A 15,912-nucleotide genomic window follows, 5' to 3' on the forward strand; every position below is an offset into this window, starting at 1 on the left:
ATAACGAAGAAGGCCCCGTCGCGAACTGATCGCGACGGGGCCTCGAGAAGATCGGCGTCGTTACTCGCCGTCCTCCGACTTCTTGCGGGGCTTCTTCACCGGCTCGGTGGCGATCACGGAACTCGGAGTGTTCGGCGTCTCGTCGATGTGCGTCTCCTCGGCGGGGGAGAGAGGAGCGTCCGGGAAGCCTGCGCGCTCGTGCGCACCCTGGATCTCAGCAGCCTCGGTCTCTTCGTTCTGAGCCGTGACGTGGTGCTGGTGAGCATCCGCTTCATCGATCTCGGCCTGCGTGAGCGGCGCCAGGCGGTCCTCGTAGAACCAGCGCGAGATCGCCGAGCGCAGATTCTCGGTCCACGGGATACGGCCCTGATCGTTCGGGCGCACCACGAGGGGCTCGTAGCCGTCGACATCGATGAGCTTCCAGCGGTCGTAGGTGTCGACGGGCTGGTGCACCTCGATGAACTCGCCGCCGGGGAGGCGGACGATGCGTCCTGACTCGTAGCCGTGCAGCACGATCTCGCGATCCTTCTTCTGCAGGGCGATCGCGATCCGCTTGGTCACGAAGTACCCGAGGATCGGGCCGAGGAACAGCAGAGCCTGGAGCGTGTGGATCACGCCCTCCATCGTCAGCATGAAGTGCGTGGCGATGAGGTCGGACGAAGCCGCCGCCCACAGCACCGCGTAGAAGATGACGCCGGCGACGCCGATCGCGGTGCGGGTTGCCGCGTTGCGCGGACGCTGTGCGATGTGGTGCTCGCGCTTGTCTCCGGTCACCCAGGCCTCGATGAACGGGTAGAGCGCCACGACTACGAGGAAGAGGCCGAGGACGGCGACCGGGATCAGAATGCCGAACGACCAGGTGTGGTCGAGGAAGACCACGTCGAGGTTGGACGGCGCCAGACGCAGAGCGCCGTCAGCGAAGCCGATGTACCAGTCCGGCTGCGTACCTGCCGACACCGGTGACGGGTCGTACGGGCCGTAGTTCCAGATCGGGTTGATCTGGAAGAACGTCGCGATCATGACGATCGTGCCGAACACGATGAACAGGTAGCCGCCCATCTTGGACATGTAGACCGGCATCATCGGGTAGCCCACGACGTTGTCGTTCGAACGGCCGGGGCCGGCGAACTGCGTGTGCTTGTTGATGACCATCAGCATCAGGTGCACGACGACGAGCGCGATCACCAGCAGCGGCAGCAGGAGGATGTGCAGCGTGTACAGGCGTCCGACGATCGCGGTGCCGGGGAACTCTCCGCCGAAGACGATGAACGAGGTCCAAGTGCCGATCAGGGGGAGACCCTTGACCATGCCGTCGATGATGCGCAGGCCGTTGCCCGACAGCAGATCGTCGGGGAGCGAATACCCGGTGAAGCCCTCGGCAAGGACGAGGATGAACAGCACGAAGCCGATCAGCCAGTTGAGCTCGCGCGGCTTGCGGAAGGCGCCGGTGAAGAAGACGCGCAGCATGTGCACGCCGATTCCGGCCACGAAGACGAGAGCGGCCCAGTGGTGGATCTGGCGGACCAGGAGACCACCGCGGAGGTCGAAGGAGATGTGCAGGGTCGACTCGAGCGCCGCCGACATCTCGATTCCGCGCATCGGCGCGTACGCGCCGGTGTAGTGGGTCTCGACCATGGAGGCCTGGAAGAAGAACGTCAGGAACGTGCCCGACAGGAACACGACGACGAAGCTCCACAGGGCGATCTCGCCGAGCATGAACGACCAGTGATCAGGGAAGATCTTCCGGCCGAGCTCCTTGACGAAGCCGGAGAGGCTGGTGCGCTCGTCGATGTAGTTCGACGCGGCACCGACGAAGCGGCCGCCAAGGGGTGCCTTGGTGTCCTGCTCGTCCTTGGACAGCGTTGCGGTGCTCAATGGCGCTCCCAGAAGCTCGGGCCGACGGGCTCGGTGAAGTCACTGCGTGCGATGAGGTAGCCCTCGTCGTCGACGGTGATGGGCAGCTGAGGCAGCGGACGAGCGGCCGGTCCGAAGATGACCTTGGCGTGATCCGTCACATCGAACTGCGACTGGTGGCAGGGGCAGAGAAGGTGGTGGGTCTGCTGCTCATACAGGGCGACGGGGCAGCCGACGTGAGTGCAGACCTTGGAGTAGGCGACGATCCCGTCGTAGGACCAGTCCTTGCGGTCCTCGGCCTCGATGAGCTGCTCCGGGCGCAGGCGCATCATCAGCACGATCGCCTTCGCCTTCTCCTCGAGATAGCCGTCGTGGTGGCTGAGCTCGGCGAGGTCCTCGGGGATCACGTGGAACGCCGATCCGAGAGTGACGTCAGCCGCGCGGATCGGCGTTCCGTCAGGGTCGCGCACAAGGCGCTGGCCCTTGTCCCACATGGTCTGCTTCAGCAGGACGACCGGGTCGCCCGCCGTGGGGTCTTCGGGCGTGGAATGCGGAGCGAGTCCGCGGAACAGCGTGACACCCGGGATGATCGAGGCGACCACGGCTGCGAGCAGCGAATTGCGGATCATCGTGCGGCGTCCGAAGCCGGACTCCTCGTTGGCGTCCGCGAACGCCTTGATGGCGGCCTCGCGAGTCGAGTCCTTTCCGCGGGTGGGATGCCGGTGCTCGATGTGCTCCTTGTCGCTCATCAGAGCCTTGGACCAGTGGATGGCGCCGATGCCGAGAGCGAGCAGCGCGAGAGCGATGCCGAGACCGATGAAGAGGTTGTTCTGGCGGATGTCGATCAGCGCGCCGCTCTCGATCGGGAAGAGCATGTAGGCGGCGACCGCCCAGATGCTTCCCGCGAGAGACAGGTAGAACAGCGTGTAGACGGTGCGGACTGCGGCCTTCTCGGCGCGCGGGTCCTTGTCGGTCATCCGCGCGCGGTGCGGCGGAAGCCCGGGGTTCTGCACGGGATCGCTGACTGCGACACCCAGCCCCGGAGAGGGCTGGTAGGCCCTGTCAAGAGCCTGCGAGTCGTCGTCGTGTGCCATGGTGCTCCTCGTACGTTCCTCTTCGATGATCAATCGTCAGTTGGACTTGGCCGTGATCCACACGGTGATGGCGACCAGAGCGCCGATACCGAAGATCCACACGAACAGGCCCTCCGACACGGGTCCGAGCGACCCGAGGGATGCGCCGCCGACCTGGACGGACTGCTGCTGGTAGAGCAGCGCCGAGATGATGTCGCGCTTGTCCTCGTCGGACAGGTTCATGTTGCCGAAGACCGGCATGTTCTGCGGGCCCGTGACCATGGCCGCGTACATGTGCAGCGCACTGGTCTCGGTCAGCGCCGGGGCGTACTTACCCTCCGTGAGCGCGCCGCCGGCGGCAGCCACGTTGTGGCACATCGCGCAGTTGACGCGGAAGAGCTCGGCACCGTGCGCCACGTCGCCCTTGCCGTCGAGGATCTTGTCCTCGGGGAAGGTCGGACCGGGGGCCTCGGACTGGATGTACGAGGAGATCGCGAGGATCTGCTCCTCGGTGAACTGCGGCTTCTTCTGCGGAGCCTGGGGCCCCTGCATCTGCAGCGGCATGCGACCGGTGGAGAGCTGGAACTCGGCCGCCAGCTCGCCGACGCCGTAGAGGCTCGGCCCGTTGGCGGTGCCCTGCAGGTCGAGGCCGTGGCAGGTGGCGCAGTTGGCGGTGAACAGCTTCTCGCCGTCTTCGACCGACAGCGTGGAGGCCGCTGCCGCCTGCGTGTCTGTCGACGCGAATGCCGCCGAGGCGCCGGCGTACACCGCGCCCGTGATCATGAGTCCAGCTCCGATGAGGGCTGCCGCTGCCAGGGGGCTGCGACGGCCGGTGGAACGGCGCTTCTTCTCTCGTGCCATCTCGGGGATCAGCTCCGCTCTTATTTCAGGAAGTAGATAACGACGAACAGCACGATCCAGACGACGTCGACGAAGTGCCAGTAGTAGGAGACGACGATCGAGGAGGTCGCCTCCTTGTGCCGGAAGTTCTTGACGGCGTAGGCGCGGCCGATGACGAGGAGGAATGCGATGAGACCGCCGGTGACGTGCAGGGCGTGGAAGCCGGTCGTCAGGTAGAAGGCCGAGGCGTAGGAGTCGGCGCTGATCGGCATGCCTTCGGCGACGAGCTGCGCGTACTCCCAGACCTGACCGGACACGAAGATCGCGCCCAGTGCGAAGGTGAGGAAGAACCACTCGACCATGCCCCAGCCGAACAGGCGGCGACGGCCTGCGGCGTTCTTCTCGCCCTTGGCGATGCGGTACGGCTGCAGGTCCTCCGCGGCGAACACGCCCATCTGGCACGTGAACGAGGAGAAGACGAGGATCGCCGTGTTGACGAACGCGTACGGAACGTTCAGGAGCTCGGTGCGCGCCGCCCACAGTTCAGGGGAGGTGCTGCGAAGGGTGAAGTAGATCGCGAAGAGTCCCGCGAAGAACATCACCTCACTGCCGAGCCACACAATGGTTCCGACAGCTACCGGGTTGGGCCGCTTGATCGTTCTCGCCGCCGGGGCATACGTCGCTGAGGTCGTCACCGTTCCATTATGGCCGATCCGCGGGAGTGATTCTTGCACCCGAGGCCGTCGTTTTGCCCCTCGCTCACTTAGGAGAGCCTAAGAAGAGTCTGCGAATCCGCGGTGAATACGCGGGAAAACAGCGGATGCGGTCGCCACCGGTCCGATCGACGCGAGTACTGCACGTTTTCTCTGCGCCGATAGGATCGCACACATGGCTGAATCGCTGACCTGGTCCGACGTGCTCACGACTCTCCTGGAGCGGCGCGACCTCAGCGTCTGGGAGTCGACGTGGGCCATGCGCCGGATCATGCAGGGAGAGGTCACCCAGGCTCAGCTGGCGGGCTTCCTGATCGCGCTTCGCGCCAAGGGCGAGACCATCGACGAGATCGTCGGTTTCCGCGACGCCATCCTCGAGGCGGCCGTCCCGCTGCCGGTCTCGCCGGACGTGCTCGACATCGTCGGCACCGGGGGAGACCGAGTGGGGACCGTGAACGTCTCGACGACGGCCGCAGTGATCATCGGCGCCACCGGCATCCCCGTGGTGAAGCACGGCAACAGGGCGGCGAGTTCGGCGTCCGGCTCATCCGACGTCCTCGGTGCCCTCGGCCTCGAGCTCACGCTCGACCCCGCGGCGGTCGCGACGATCCTCGATCGCACCGGAATCACCTTCGCGTGGGCCGGAGCGTTCCATCCGGGGTTCAAGCATGCGGGTCCGGTGCGCGCGGAGCTCGGCGTTCCCACGGTCTTCAACATGCTGGGTCCGCTCTGCAACCCGGCCCGCGCCGAGGCGAACGCCGTCGGGGTCGCGCAGATCGAGCGCGTGCCGCTGATCACAGGAGTGTTCCGCACCCGCGGGGCCACGGCTCTGGTCTTCCGCGGCGACGACGGGCTCGACGAACTCACCACGACCGGGCACAGCCGCATCTGGGAGGTGACCCGCGGCGACATCCACGAGCATGACCTCGACCCTCGAGACCTCGGCATCCCGCTCGCTGAGCTCTCGGATCTCATCGGCGGTTCTCCCGAGCACAATGCGCAGATCCTCCGTCGCACCCTTGAAGGGGAGCAGGGCGCGGTGCGCGACATCGTGCTGCTGAACGCGGCGGCCGGCATCGTCGCCTTCGAGCTCTCGCGCGATGCCGGCCAGGTGCAGCGCCCGATCCTCGACCGGCTGCAGGAGGGGTACGAACGCGCGGCGGCGGCGATCGACGATGGGCGAGCCTCGGCGAAGCTCAGCGAATGGATCGGCGTCAGCCGGGAGCTGGCTTCGGCCTGAGGTCGTCGTGGAACCCGTAGACGCGCTGCTCGAGATCGCCTCGCTTCTGGAGCGCGAGCGGGCGTCGAGATATCGGGCGAAGGCGTTCAGAGTCGCTGCTGCCGCGTTCGCGGACCTGCCGGACGACGTGAAGGACGATGCGACGCGGCTCAGAGCGGTGAAGGGGATCGGCGAGTCCACCTTCGCGGTCATCCGCGAGGCGCAGTCGGGGGTCGTCCCGACCTATCTGGTCGAGCTGCGCGGCGACGTCGAGCCCGAGATCGTCTCGGCTCTGCGCTCGGCCCTGCGTGGCGATCTGCACGCGCACACCGACTGGTCCGACGGGACGACCTCGATCTCCGTGATGGCTGAGGCCGCCCGTGCGCTGGGACACGAGTATCAGGCGGTGACCGATCATTCGCCGCGCCTGCGGGTCGCACGCGGTCTGTCGGCCGAGCGGCTGCGCTCCCAGATTCCGCTGGTCCGGGCGGAGTCACGCGAGGGATTAACGATGCTGGCCGGTATCGAGGTCGACATCCTCGACGACGGCGCGCTCGACCAGGACGATGAGCTTCTTGCGGACCTCGATGTGGTCGTCGCATCCGTCCACTCGCATCTGCGGATGGACTCGCGTGCCATGACGGCGCGCATGATCGCCGCCGTGTCCAACCCGCGCGTCAACGTGCTGGGTCACTGCACCGGGCGGCTCGTCGAAGGGTCGCGCGGCACCAGGCCGCAGTCCGAGTTCGACGCGGCCGCCGTCTTCGCCGCGTGCGCCGAGAACGGCGTCGCGGTCGAGATCAATTCGCGCCCGGAGCGGCAGGACCCGCCCGATGAGCTGATCGCGATCGCTCTCGATGCCGGATGCCTGTTCGCGATCGACTCCGACGCCCACGCGCCAGGCCAGCTCTCGCTGCTGGATCACGGAGCTCAACGGGCCGAGAGGGCCGGGGTGCCGTCCGGGCGCATCATCACGACCTGGGGTCTGGAGCGGCTGCTCGCCTGGACCCGGTGACTCAGTCGCCGATCGTCGCGACCGCGGCGACGGCGCGCGCCATCGACCCGCCGAGGTTCCATTTCTCGGCGAGAGCGGTCGCGACATCCTGCTCCGAGGGGTCGAGAGCGCGGATGCCCTCTAGTGGCGGCTCGATGTCGAGCGACCTTGCCACCTCGACCACGGTCGGCGCGACATCCAGATATGCGGAAGCCGCCAGGATCTTCGCCCGCACGCCGGCGCTCATGCCCTCTCCGGTCTCTGCAGCCGCGCGGATGCCGGAGAGGTCGCCGTGCGTCTGAAGAAGCGTCGCGGCCGTCTTCTCTCCGACTCCCGCGACTCCGGGAAGCCCATCCGATGCGTCGCCGCGCATCGTCGCGAAATCGGCGTACTGCGAGGGGAGCACCCCGTACTTCGAGACGACGACGGCATCCGTCACCACCTCGAGATTGCTCATGCCGCGCGCCGTATAGATGACGCGCACCCCGCGTGCGTCGTCGACGAGCTGGAACAGGTCTCGATCGCCGGTCACGATGTCGACGGGGATGCTCGACTTCGTGGCCAGGGTTCCGATGACGTCATCCGCCTCGTGCGCCATGACACCCACGATCGGGATGCCCAGTGCACCGAGTGCCTCGCGGATCAGAGGAAGCTGAGCCTCGAGCGGATCGGGAACCTCTTCGATGTCAGGTCCCACCTCCACGACCTCGACCACGCGGTGGGTCTTGTAGCTGGGGATCAGGTCGACGCGCCACTGCGGGCGCCAGTCATCGTCCCAGCAGGCAACGATATGGGTCGGCGGGTACAGCGTGATCAGCTTCGCGATGATGTCCAGCAGGCCTCTGGCCGCGTTGATCGGCGACCCGTCGGGGGCCGTGACCTTGTCGGGCACGCCGTAGAACGCGCGGAAGTACAGCGAGGCGGTGTCGAGCAGCATCAGACGTTCGGTCACGGACGACAGTCTGGCACGGCGCGGCGCGAGCGCACGGCATCCGCTCTCCACGCACCGTCGATATCTGATAGCCTGAACTGTCACTCGTGGCAGGCCTATGCATGCCCTCGTGACGAAGCAATCAAAATCCAACTGCTGCGGCGCATGCCGTCGGACGTGCGCGTCCGTTGCCTCGCAGCCCGAGTCTCCATTCAACAAGGACAACCCACTACATGACTACCGCAACGACCGCCCCGGCCACCAAGCAGGTCGCCATCAACGACATCGGATCTGCTGAGGACTTCCTGGCCGCGGTCGAGAAGACCCTGAAGTTCTTCAACGACGGCGACATCATCGAGGGCACGATCGTCAAGATCGACCGCGATGAGGTTCTGCTCGACGTCGGGTACAAGACCGAGGGTGTCATCCCCTCACGCGAGCTCTCCATCAAGCACGACGTCGACCCCAACGAGGTCGTCAAGGTCGGCGACGAGGTCGAGGCCCTGGTTCTCCAGAAGGAGGACAAGGAAGGCCGTCTGATCCTCTCCAAGAAGCGTGCGCAGTACGAGCGCGCCTGGGGAGACGTCGAGAAGATCAAGGAGAACGACGGCGTCGTCACCGGTACCGTCATCGAGGTCGTCAAGGGTGGACTCATCGTCGACATCGGCCTCCGCGGCTTCCTTCCGGCCTCGCTCATCGAGCTGCGCCGCGTCCGCGACCTCACGCCGTACCTCGGCCAGGAGATCGAGGCCAAGATCCTCGAACTCGACAAGAACCGCAACAACGTCGTCCTCAGCCGCCGCGCGCTGCTCGAGCAGACGCAGTCGGAGTCGCGCACCACGTTCCTGAACAACCTGCACAAGGGTCAGGTCCGCAAGGGTGTCGTGTCGTCGATCGTCAACTTCGGTGCGTTCGTCGACCTGGGCGGCGTGGACGGCCTCGTGCACGTCTCCGAGCTGTCCTGGAAGCACATCGAGCACGCCTCCGAGGTCGTCGAGGTCGGCCAGGAGGTCACCGTCGAGATCCTCGAGGTCGACCTCGACCGCGAGCGCGTCTCCCTGTCGCTGAAGGCGACGCAGGAGGACCCGTGGCAGGTGTTCGCCCGTACCCACGCGATCGGTCAGGTCACCCCGGGTAAGGTCACCAAGCTCGTTCCGTTCGGTGCGTTCGTGCGCGTCGCAGACGGCATCGAGGGCCTCGTCCACATCTCCGAGCTCTCCAGCAAGCACGTCGAGCTGGCCGAGCAGGTCGTCTCCGTCGGCGAAGAGGTCTTCGTCAAGGTCATCGACATCGACCTCGAGCGTCGCCGCATCTCGCTCTCGCTCAAGCAGGCCAACGAGTCGGTCGACCCCAACGGCACCGAGTTCGACCCGGCGCTGTACGGCATGCTCGCGGAGTACGACGAGAACGGCGAGTACAAGTACCCGGAGGGCTTCGACGCCGAGACCGGTGCGTGGAAGGAAGGCTTCGACGCTCAGCGCGAGGCTTGGGAGCAGGAGTACGCAGCGGCTCAGGCTCGCTGGGAGGCCCACAAGGCTCAGGTCGCCAAGGCGGCCGAGGCCGAGGCAGAGGCGGGCGCCGACTTCGGCGGCCAGTCCTTCTCCAGCGAGGCGACCGGTGCCGGTACGCTCGCCGACGACGAGGCTCTCGCCGCTCTGCGCGAGAAGCTCTCGGGCGGCAACGCTTAAGCATCTCCGTCAGAACGGGCCGTCATCCTTCGGGATGGCGGCCCGTTCCGCGTCTCCGCGGAGTCCGGGCGCCGGCGCGTGTCAGGATGGGGGCATGCCACTCATCGCTCTCACCGGCGGCATCGCCTCGGGCAAGTCGACCATCGCCCGACGCCTCGCGGAGCGCGGTGCCGTGATCGTCGATGCGGACGCGCTCGTCCGCGAGGTGCAGGCGCCGGGAACCCCCGTACTGCGGAGGATCGAGGAAGAGTTCGGCGCCGATGTGATCGCGGCCGACGGCGCGCTTGATCGGGCCGCGCTGGGACAGAAGGTGTTCGGCGATCCCGAGAGGCTCGCCGTCCTGAACCGCATCGTGCACCCCGCCGTGCGCGCCGAGTCGCAGCGACGGTTCGACGAGGCGCTTCTGGACGATCCCGAGGCAGTGGTGGTCTATGACGTGCCGCTGCTGGTGGAGGCGCGGGTCGACGACCCCTGGGACCTCGTCGTCGTCGCACATGCGCCGGCATCCGTGCGCCTGCGCCGTCTCATCGAGCTGCGCGGCATGGACGAAGCCGCCGCCCAGGCGCGGATCGACGCTCAGGTGCCGGATGACCGTCGCCTCGCGATCGCGGATGCGGTCATCGACACGGGTGGAACGGTGGCGAGCACGCTCGAGCAGGTGGACGCGCTCTGGGAGCGGATCCGCGCACGGTGACGTTCCCGGGACATGCTCCGGGCTCGCGCGAGTATCGCCGCCTGATCCTCGGTCTCTTCTTCGCGGGAGTCGCCACCTTCGCCCAGCTGTACGCGCCGCAGGCTGTGCTGCCGCTCATCACCGCGGATCTCCGCGTCGCACCTGCGACCGCCGCGCTGGCGGTCTCGGCGGCCACGCTCGGCCTGGCGGCCGCGGTCATTCCGTGGTCGGTGGTCGCCGATCGAAGGGGACGAGTTCCGGCCATGGCGGTCGGGATCATCGCCGCGACAGTGCTCGGGCTCGCGGCACCCTTCAGTCGCGAGATCGCAGTCCTCCTCGTGCTGCGCTTCGTCGAGGGCGTGGCACTCGGCGCCGTGCCCGGGGTGGCTCTGGTGTATCTGAACGAAGAGGTGTCGCGTCGGCACGCGGCGGCCGCGGCCGGCAGCTACATCGCTGGCACGACGGTCGGAGGTCTGCTCGGGCGCGTCGTGTCGGGCGTGATCGCCGACGTCTCTGACTGGCGCATCGGCGTCTGGAGCGCGACGGCGCTGTGCGCGGGATCGGCCGCACTGTTCCTATGGCTCGCTCCGAAGGCGCGGGGCTTCGTGCCCAGTCGGCAGCGTACGGCGGAGGAACCCGGCATCCGCTCGCGCCTGCTCGCACCGCTGCGCTCCCCGCGACAGCTCGCGCTCTACGGGCAGGGATTCCTGCTGATGGGCGCCTTCGTCGCGGTCTACAACTACCTGGGCTTCCATCTCTCCGCCTCACCGTTCCTCCTTCCCTCCTGGCTGGTGACTCTGCTCTTCCTCGCCTACCTCGCCGGCACCGTGTCCTCGCCGTGGGCGGGCGGGCTCGCGTCGTCGAGAGGACGGTACCCCGTGCTCCTCGGCTCCATCGCGGTCATGAGCGCCGGTGCCCTGCTGATGCTCGCGCCGCTTGCGGCCGTCGTCCTCGCAGGCCTCCTCCTCTTCACCGCCGGGTTCTTCGGCGCTCATGCCGTGGCGTCCGGCTGGACACCCGCAGCCGCACCGCCGGCCAGTCGATCTCAGGCGTCGTCGCTGTACTACTTCGCCTATTACGCCGGCTCCAGCGTGTTCGGCTGGGCGCTCGGACTCGTGTTCGGGGTCGCCGGCTGGCCGTGGTTCCTCGGAGGGGTCCTGGTCATGTGCGCCGTGGCGGCGATGCTGGCCGTCACAACGCTGCGAGAGGTGCCGAGCGGCCAGGCGTGACCTCGCACCGGGCGCGCTCTGAGAGAGTTGAGCACATGCAGCGATTCCTCGACGCCTACGACTCCCAGCTCCGCAGCGGCCCCGAGACGGCTCATGCGTCGGAGGTGATCAGGCGCGGTCCGCTGCACCTCGCGATCTTCGGCGGGCATCGCGGGTTCATCACCTACGTGGATCTCGGCGGAGCGGATGCGGTCGGCATCGGAGCACTCGTCGACGCCGCGCTCGATCATTTCCGTTCCCGACCCGAGGTGACCTCGGTCGAATGGAAGGCCCGCGGACACGATGTCGCGCCGGGGCTGCACGAGGCGCTGGTCTCGCGCGGTTTCATGCCGGAGGAACCCGAATCGATCATGATCGGCGAGGCGACGCTTCTCGCTCAGACGGTCGATCTGCCAGACGGCGTCGAGATCAGGCTCGCGACGACAGACGAAGAGGTGCTCGCAGCAGGGGAGATGCAGGGCGCGGTGTTCGACGATCCCGACTGGCGCTCGCGCGCCGAGGCCCTCATCGAACGCCTTCGCCGCGACGAGGGAGCCGAGCTGTGGATCGCTGTCGCGGAAGGCGCCGTGATCTGCGCCGGGCGGCTCGAGGCCGTCGCGGGCACGGAGTTCGGGGGTCTATGGGGCGGGGCGACGGAACCATCCTGGCGCGGCCGCGGGATCTACCGCGCGCTGACTGCCGAGCGGGCCCGTTCGGCGATGGCACGCGGCATCCGCTATCTCCAGTCGGATTCGACGGAGTTCTCCCGGCCCATCCTCGAACGGGCAGGGCTGCTCAAGGTCTCGACCACGACGCCCTACGTGTGGAGGCGCGCGTGAGCAGCGGCGCGCCGTCGACGTGAGAGCCTCCGCAGCAGGACGATCACGAGGACGGCGAAGCCGATCAGCAGGAGAACCGCCACGATCGGGATGACGATCGCCGCCGCGGCCAGCAGGAAGGATGCGCCGTCCTCGACGGTGCTGAGAACGGGGGCAGCGAGCCCCGCAGTGGTCGCATTGGCAGCCACGCGGGCGGTCGCCTTCGTGATGTGCACGGCCAGCGCGATCACGATGCCGGTCACGACGGGCACCCAGGCGTTGGTCGAGAAGAACGACGCGGGGTCGTCGACCGCCACGGTCTGCGCACTCGCGCCGGCTCCGAAGGCGATGCCGCCCGACGCGGGGCGCAGGATGCTCTGGATGACGTCGTTCACGGAGTCGAGAGCCGGGATCTTGTCGGCGACGATCTCGAAGAGCAGCAGCACGCCGACGACCCACAGCGCGAGGTCGCTGGACAGCCAGGACCATCCCGCCGGCAGCTGAACCGCAGGGACGAACCGGTCGGCGAGACCGAGCAGGAACAGCGGCATCCAGGCGTTGAGACCTGCGGATGCCGCGAGACTGGTGCCGATGATGAACTCGATCACGCCCCCAGACTAGGCGGCGTCCCGCCTCGACGCATCGCACCGGCCTCGATGCGGTGCACTGAGCGAGCGCAGCCGGCCTCGATGTCTGCGGTCCCGCCTACGCTGGAAGTATGCAACCCACGCGCAGCGTCCGTCCCTTCGAGGTCATCAGCGAGTACGAGCCCGCAGGCGACCAGCCGCAGGCCATCGCCGAGCTCGCGGCGCGCATCAACGCGGGAGAGACCGACATCGTCCTGCTCGGCGCGACCGGCACCGGAAAGTCCGCGACCACGGCGTGGCTGGTCGAGCAGGTGCAGCGTCCGACACTCGTCCTCGCGCACAACAAGACCCTCGCGGCGCAGCTGGCGAATGAGTTCCGAGAGCTCATGCCCAACAACGCCGTCGAGTACTTCGTCTCGTACTACGACTACTACCAGCCGGAAGCGTACGTCCCCCAGACCGACACCTTCATCGAGAAGGACTCCTCGATCAACTCCGAGGTCGAACGGCTTCGGCACTCGACGACCAACTCGCTGCTGAGCCGGCGCGACGTGGTCGTCGTCTCGACGGTGTCGTGCATCTACGGTCTCGGCGCGCCGGAAGAGTACATGCGGGCCATGGTCGCACTGCAGGTCGGCGAGCGCTACGACCGCGATGCGCTGATCCGGCAGTTCATCGCGATGCAGTACAACCGCAACGACGTCGATTTCTCGCGCGGCAACTTCCGGGTGCGCGGCGACACGATCGAGATCATCCCCGTCTACGAGGAGCACGCGATCCGGATCGAGCTGTTCGGCGACGAGATCGAAGCCCTGTACTCGCTGCATCCGCTCACGGGAGAGGTCATCGAGAAGCTCGATTCCGTGCCCATCTTCCCCGCATCGCACTATGTGGCGGGCACCGATGTGATCCAGCGATCGATCGGCACGATCGAGGCGGAGCTCGAAGAGCGCCTCGCCGAGTTCGAGAAGCAGGGGAAGCTTCTCGAGGCACAGCGACTTCGCATGCGCACGACGTTCGACCTCGAGATGCTGCAGCAGCTCGGCTTCTGCTCTGGTATCGAGAACTATTCGAGGCACATGGATGGCCGCGCTCCGGGCGAGCCGCCGCACACCCTGCTCGACTTCTTCCCTGACGACTTCCTGCTCGTGATCGACGAGTCGCACGTGACGGTCCCGCAGATCGGCGCGATGTACGAGGGCGACGCGTCTCGCAAGCGCACTCTGGTCGAGCACGGGTTCCGCCTGCCGAGCGCGATGGACAACCGGCCGCTGCGCTGGGACGAGTTCAAGAACCGCATCGGGCAGACGGTCTATCTGTCGGCGACGCCTGGCAAGTACGAGATGGGGATCGCCGATGGGGTGGTCGAGCAGATCATCCGCCCGACGGGCCTTGTCGACCCGCACATCATCGTGAAGCCCTCGAAGGGACAGATCGACGATCTCCTGGAGGAGATCCGCATCCGGGTCGAGAAGGACGAGCGCATCCTCGTCACCACGCTCACCAAGAAGATGGCCGAGGAGCTCACCGACTTCCTGGGCGAGCACGGCGTGCGCGTGCGATATCTGCACTCCGACGTCGACACGCTGCGCCGCGTCGAGTTGCTCAGCGAGCTGCGTGCGGGCGTCTACGACGTGCTCGTCGGCATCAACCTCCTCCGCGAGGGTCTCGACCTTCCCGAGGTGTCGCTGGTCGCGATCCTCGACGCAGACAAGGAGGGCTTCCTCCGGTCGGGAACGTCGCTGATCCAGACGATCGGCCGTGCGGCGCGAAACGTGTCGGGCGAGGTGCACATGTACGCCGATCGGATCACGGATTCGATGGCCAAGGCGATCGAGGAGACCGATCGCCGCCGCGAGAAGCAGGTGGCATACAACCTCGAGCACGGCATCGATCCCCAGCCGCTGCGCAAGCGCATCGCCGACATCACCGAGGTGCTGGCGCGCGAAGGCGCCGATACCGCAGACATGATGTCGAGCCGCGGGCGGGCGAGCGGCAAAGGCAAGTCGCCCACGCCCAATCTCCGTCGCACCGGGATCGCCGCCGAAGGCGCCCAGCAGCTCGAGGCGACGATCCAGGATCTCTCGGATCAGATGCTCGCCGCGGCGGGTGAGCTGAAGTTCGAGCTCGCGGCCCGCCTGCGTGACGAGGTGCAGGATCTCAAGAAGGAGCTGCGCGCCATGGAGCGCGCAGGTCACGCCTGATGGGAGTCATCGGCTGATGGATGCTGCCGGGGAGGAACTCGCCGACCGAGTCCGCGCGCTTCTCGGAGCGGATCCGGAGATCGAGGAGCGTCGCATGTTCGGCACGCGCGCGTTCCTGCTCGACGGCAGGATCCTCGTCGGGGCGCGCAAAGGCGGCACGCTGCTCGTGCGGGTGTCTGAAGAGCACGGTGCGGCGCTCCTCGTGCGCCCGGGCGTTTCGGTCGCAGTGATGGGAGCGAAGACCATGGGCCCCAGCTGGCTGGACGTCGAGGCCTCGGCCGCCGCCGACGACGCCGACCTGATGTTCTGGCTCGATGCCGCACGCGAGGACGGATCAGCTCCGGCCTGACGCTCGCCCGGGGTCAGGACAGTGCACGAGGGTTCTCGGGCCCGATCGGTCGATCTCGTGCTGCGTCATGGGCGCCCCGCAGAGCGGACACGCGCGCTCGGCGCGTTCCTCACTGCTCGGGGGAGGAGTCTTCTCGTACGGCCCCACCGACGCAGGCCCCGCGAAGCGGATCAGGTTCGTGTTGAACCAGGAGTAGAGGCCACCGGCCGCGCGGATGCGGTCGCGAAGAGGAGGACGATCTGAGTCGGCTGACATGTTAGTTAGTGTACTAATGATTAGTGCCTATGTATACTCGAGCCGTGACGGCATCCGATGACCTCCTCAAGCTCGAGAATCAGCTCTGCTTCGCGGTCGTCACCGCGGCGCGCAACATCGTCTCGATCTACCGCCCCATCCTCGAGCCACTCGGACTCACGCACCCGCAGTATCTTGTGATGCTCGCGCTCTGGGAGCGCGCTCCGCGCACGCTCAACGACCTCGCCGCGGATCTCGCGATGGAACCCGCGACCGCCTCGCCTCTTGTCAAGCGGCTCGAGGCGGACGGGCTCGTCGCCCGGCAACGCAGCGCGGAGGACGAGCGCCGGCTCGACATCACGCTCACAGACGGCGGCGTCCGTCTTCGTGAGCGCGCCGTAGAGGTGCCCCGCCAGGTGATGGAGGCCGTGGGCATGGATATCGAGGAGATCGCTGCGCTGCGTGACGGGTTGTCCACATTCGCGGGTGGCAGGCGCTCTGAGCGGGACCAGACGCCTTAGGGTGAG

Annotated in this window: 16 protein-coding genes; 9 read left to right on the forward strand and 7 right to left on the reverse strand. The window is 67.2% G+C overall.

Annotation, left to right across the window (positions count from 1 at the left end; translation table 11 throughout):
* Positions 1-60: 60 nt before the first annotated feature.
* Genes RS84_RS13060 through RS84_RS13075 form a run of 4 tightly spaced genes read right to left on the reverse strand, consistent with a single transcriptional unit; the run spans position 61 to position 4,462 of the window.
* Positions 61-1,875: a cytochrome b gene (locus RS84_RS13060; protein WP_045258267.1), complete on the reverse strand. Its 1,815-nt coding sequence runs from the start codon at positions 1,873-1,875 to the stop codon at positions 61-63.
* Positions 1,872-2,948, reverse strand: a complete 1,077-nt coding sequence (locus RS84_RS13065) for a ubiquinol-cytochrome c reductase iron-sulfur subunit (RefSeq protein WP_045258268.1) — start codon at positions 2,946-2,948, stop codon at positions 1,872-1,874. The genes RS84_RS13060 and RS84_RS13065 overlap by 4 nt, the downstream gene beginning before the upstream one ends.
* A 36-nt stretch (positions 2,949-2,984) precedes the next feature.
* Complete coding sequence (locus tag RS84_RS13070; protein WP_045258269.1) at positions 2,985-3,788, reverse strand: c-type cytochrome; 804 nt, start codon at positions 3,786-3,788, stop codon at positions 2,985-2,987.
* 20 nt (positions 3,789-3,808) lie between these two features.
* The gene (locus RS84_RS13075) at positions 3,809-4,462 is read right to left on the reverse strand and encodes a heme-copper oxidase subunit III (protein WP_268748617.1); all 654 of its coding nucleotides are present in this window, start codon (positions 4,460-4,462) and stop codon (positions 3,809-3,811) included.
* 193 nt (positions 4,463-4,655) lie between these two features.
* Between RS84_RS13075 and trpD the strand changes: the two genes are divergently transcribed.
* A complete protein-coding gene (gene trpD, locus RS84_RS13080; protein WP_045258270.1) occupies positions 4,656-5,720 on the forward strand; it encodes an anthranilate phosphoribosyltransferase in 1,065 nt (354 codons plus the stop codon).
* Between the two features lie 7 nt (positions 5,721-5,727).
* A complete protein-coding gene (locus tag RS84_RS13085) occupies positions 5,728-6,714 on the forward strand; it encodes a PHP domain-containing protein (protein ID WP_045258271.1) in 987 nt (328 codons plus the stop codon).
* Between the two features lies 1 nt (position 6,715).
* On the opposite strand, the gene RS84_RS13090 is transcribed toward RS84_RS13085, so the two are convergent.
* The gene (locus RS84_RS13090; RefSeq protein ID WP_045259177.1) at positions 6,716-7,645 is read right to left on the reverse strand and encodes a 5'-3' exonuclease; all 930 of its coding nucleotides are present in this window, start codon (positions 7,643-7,645) and stop codon (positions 6,716-6,718) included.
* 212 nt (positions 7,646-7,857) lie between these two features.
* Here RS84_RS13090 and rpsA point away from each other — a divergent pair, with 212 nt between their 5' ends.
* The 4 genes from rpsA (at position 7,858) to RS84_RS13110 (ending at position 12,032) form a co-directional block, all read left to right on the forward strand.
* Entirely contained in the window at positions 7,858-9,312 is a 1,455-nt protein-coding gene (rpsA, locus tag RS84_RS13095; protein ID WP_045258272.1) for a 30S ribosomal protein S1, read from the forward strand.
* A 94-nt stretch (positions 9,313-9,406) separates the two neighbouring features.
* The gene (gene coaE, locus RS84_RS13100) at positions 9,407-10,006 is read left to right on the forward strand and encodes a dephospho-CoA kinase (RefSeq protein ID WP_045258273.1); all 600 of its coding nucleotides are present in this window, start codon (positions 9,407-9,409) and stop codon (positions 10,004-10,006) included.
* Positions 10,003-11,214, forward strand: coding sequence for an MFS transporter (locus tag RS84_RS13105; RefSeq protein ID WP_082062188.1), 1,212 nt, complete (start codon positions 10,003-10,005; stop codon positions 11,212-11,214). Before coaE ends, RS84_RS13105 begins: the two co-directional genes overlap by 4 nt.
* A 35-nt stretch (positions 11,215-11,249) precedes the next feature.
* Complete coding sequence (locus tag RS84_RS13110) at positions 11,250-12,032, forward strand: GNAT family N-acetyltransferase (protein ID WP_045258275.1); 783 nt, start codon at positions 11,250-11,252, stop codon at positions 12,030-12,032.
* Here the strand turns inward: RS84_RS13110 and RS84_RS13115 are convergent.
* Positions 12,011-12,619, reverse strand: a complete 609-nt coding sequence (locus tag RS84_RS13115; protein WP_045258276.1) for a DUF4126 domain-containing protein — start codon at positions 12,617-12,619, stop codon at positions 12,011-12,013. The two genes, RS84_RS13110 and RS84_RS13115, sit on opposite strands and share 22 nt — an antisense overlap.
* A 110-nt stretch (positions 12,620-12,729) precedes the next feature.
* Here RS84_RS13115 and uvrB point away from each other — a divergent pair, with 110 nt between their 5' ends.
* Both uvrB and RS84_RS13125 read left to right on the forward strand, forming a co-directional pair.
* Entirely contained in the window at positions 12,730-14,802 is a 2,073-nt protein-coding gene (gene uvrB, locus RS84_RS13120; RefSeq protein ID WP_045258277.1) for an excinuclease ABC subunit UvrB, read from the forward strand.
* 16 nt (positions 14,803-14,818) lie between these two features.
* Entirely contained in the window at positions 14,819-15,151 is a 333-nt protein-coding gene (locus tag RS84_RS13125) for a TfoX/Sxy family protein (RefSeq protein WP_045258278.1), read from the forward strand.
* On the opposite strand, the gene RS84_RS19620 is transcribed toward RS84_RS13125, so the two are convergent.
* Complete coding sequence (locus RS84_RS19620) at positions 15,137-15,406, reverse strand: hypothetical protein (RefSeq protein ID WP_082062189.1); 270 nt, start codon at positions 15,404-15,406, stop codon at positions 15,137-15,139. The two genes, RS84_RS13125 and RS84_RS19620, sit on opposite strands and share 15 nt — an antisense overlap.
* A 44-nt stretch (positions 15,407-15,450) precedes the next feature.
* On the opposite strand from RS84_RS19620, the gene RS84_RS13130 reads away from it, so the two are divergent.
* The gene (locus RS84_RS13130) at positions 15,451-15,906 is read left to right on the forward strand and encodes a MarR family winged helix-turn-helix transcriptional regulator (RefSeq protein WP_152641827.1); all 456 of its coding nucleotides are present in this window, start codon (positions 15,451-15,453) and stop codon (positions 15,904-15,906) included.
* Positions 15,907-15,912: the final 6 nt, after the last annotated feature.

This window comes from Microbacterium hydrocarbonoxydans (assembly GCF_000956475.1).
GTDB classification, from domain to species: domain Bacteria; phylum Actinomycetota; class Actinomycetes; order Actinomycetales; family Microbacteriaceae; genus Microbacterium; species Microbacterium hydrocarbonoxydans_A.

What these genes read in the sequence shown, in the direction of transcription:
- RS84_RS13065 (WP_045258268.1), bottom strand. Translation starts at nt 2,948, where the DNA reads ATGGCACACGACGACGACTCGCAGGCTCTTGACAGGGCCTACCAGCCC.
- RS84_RS13070 (WP_045258269.1), bottom strand. Translation starts at nt 3,788, where the DNA reads ATGGCACGAGAGAAGAAGCGCCGTTCCACCGGCCGTCGCAGCCCCCTG.
- trpD (WP_045258270.1), top strand. Translation starts at nt 4,656, where the DNA reads ATGGCTGAATCGCTGACCTGGTCCGACGTGCTCACGACTCTCCTGGAG.
- rpsA (WP_045258272.1), top strand. Translation starts at nt 7,858, where the DNA reads ATGACTACCGCAACGACCGCCCCGGCCACCAAGCAGGTCGCCATCAAC.
- coaE (WP_045258273.1), top strand. Translation starts at nt 9,407, where the DNA reads ATGCCACTCATCGCTCTCACCGGCGGCATCGCCTCGGGCAAGTCGACC.
- RS84_RS13110 (WP_045258275.1), top strand. Translation starts at nt 11,250, where the DNA reads ATGCAGCGATTCCTCGACGCCTACGACTCCCAGCTCCGCAGCGGCCCC.
- uvrB (WP_045258277.1), top strand. Translation starts at nt 12,730, where the DNA reads ATGCAACCCACGCGCAGCGTCCGTCCCTTCGAGGTCATCAGCGAGTAC.
- RS84_RS13125 (WP_045258278.1), top strand. Translation starts at nt 14,819, where the DNA reads ATGGATGCTGCCGGGGAGGAACTCGCCGACCGAGTCCGCGCGCTTCTC.
- RS84_RS19620 (WP_082062189.1), bottom strand. Translation starts at nt 15,406, where the DNA reads ATGTCAGCCGACTCAGATCGTCCTCCTCTTCGCGACCGCATCCGCGCG.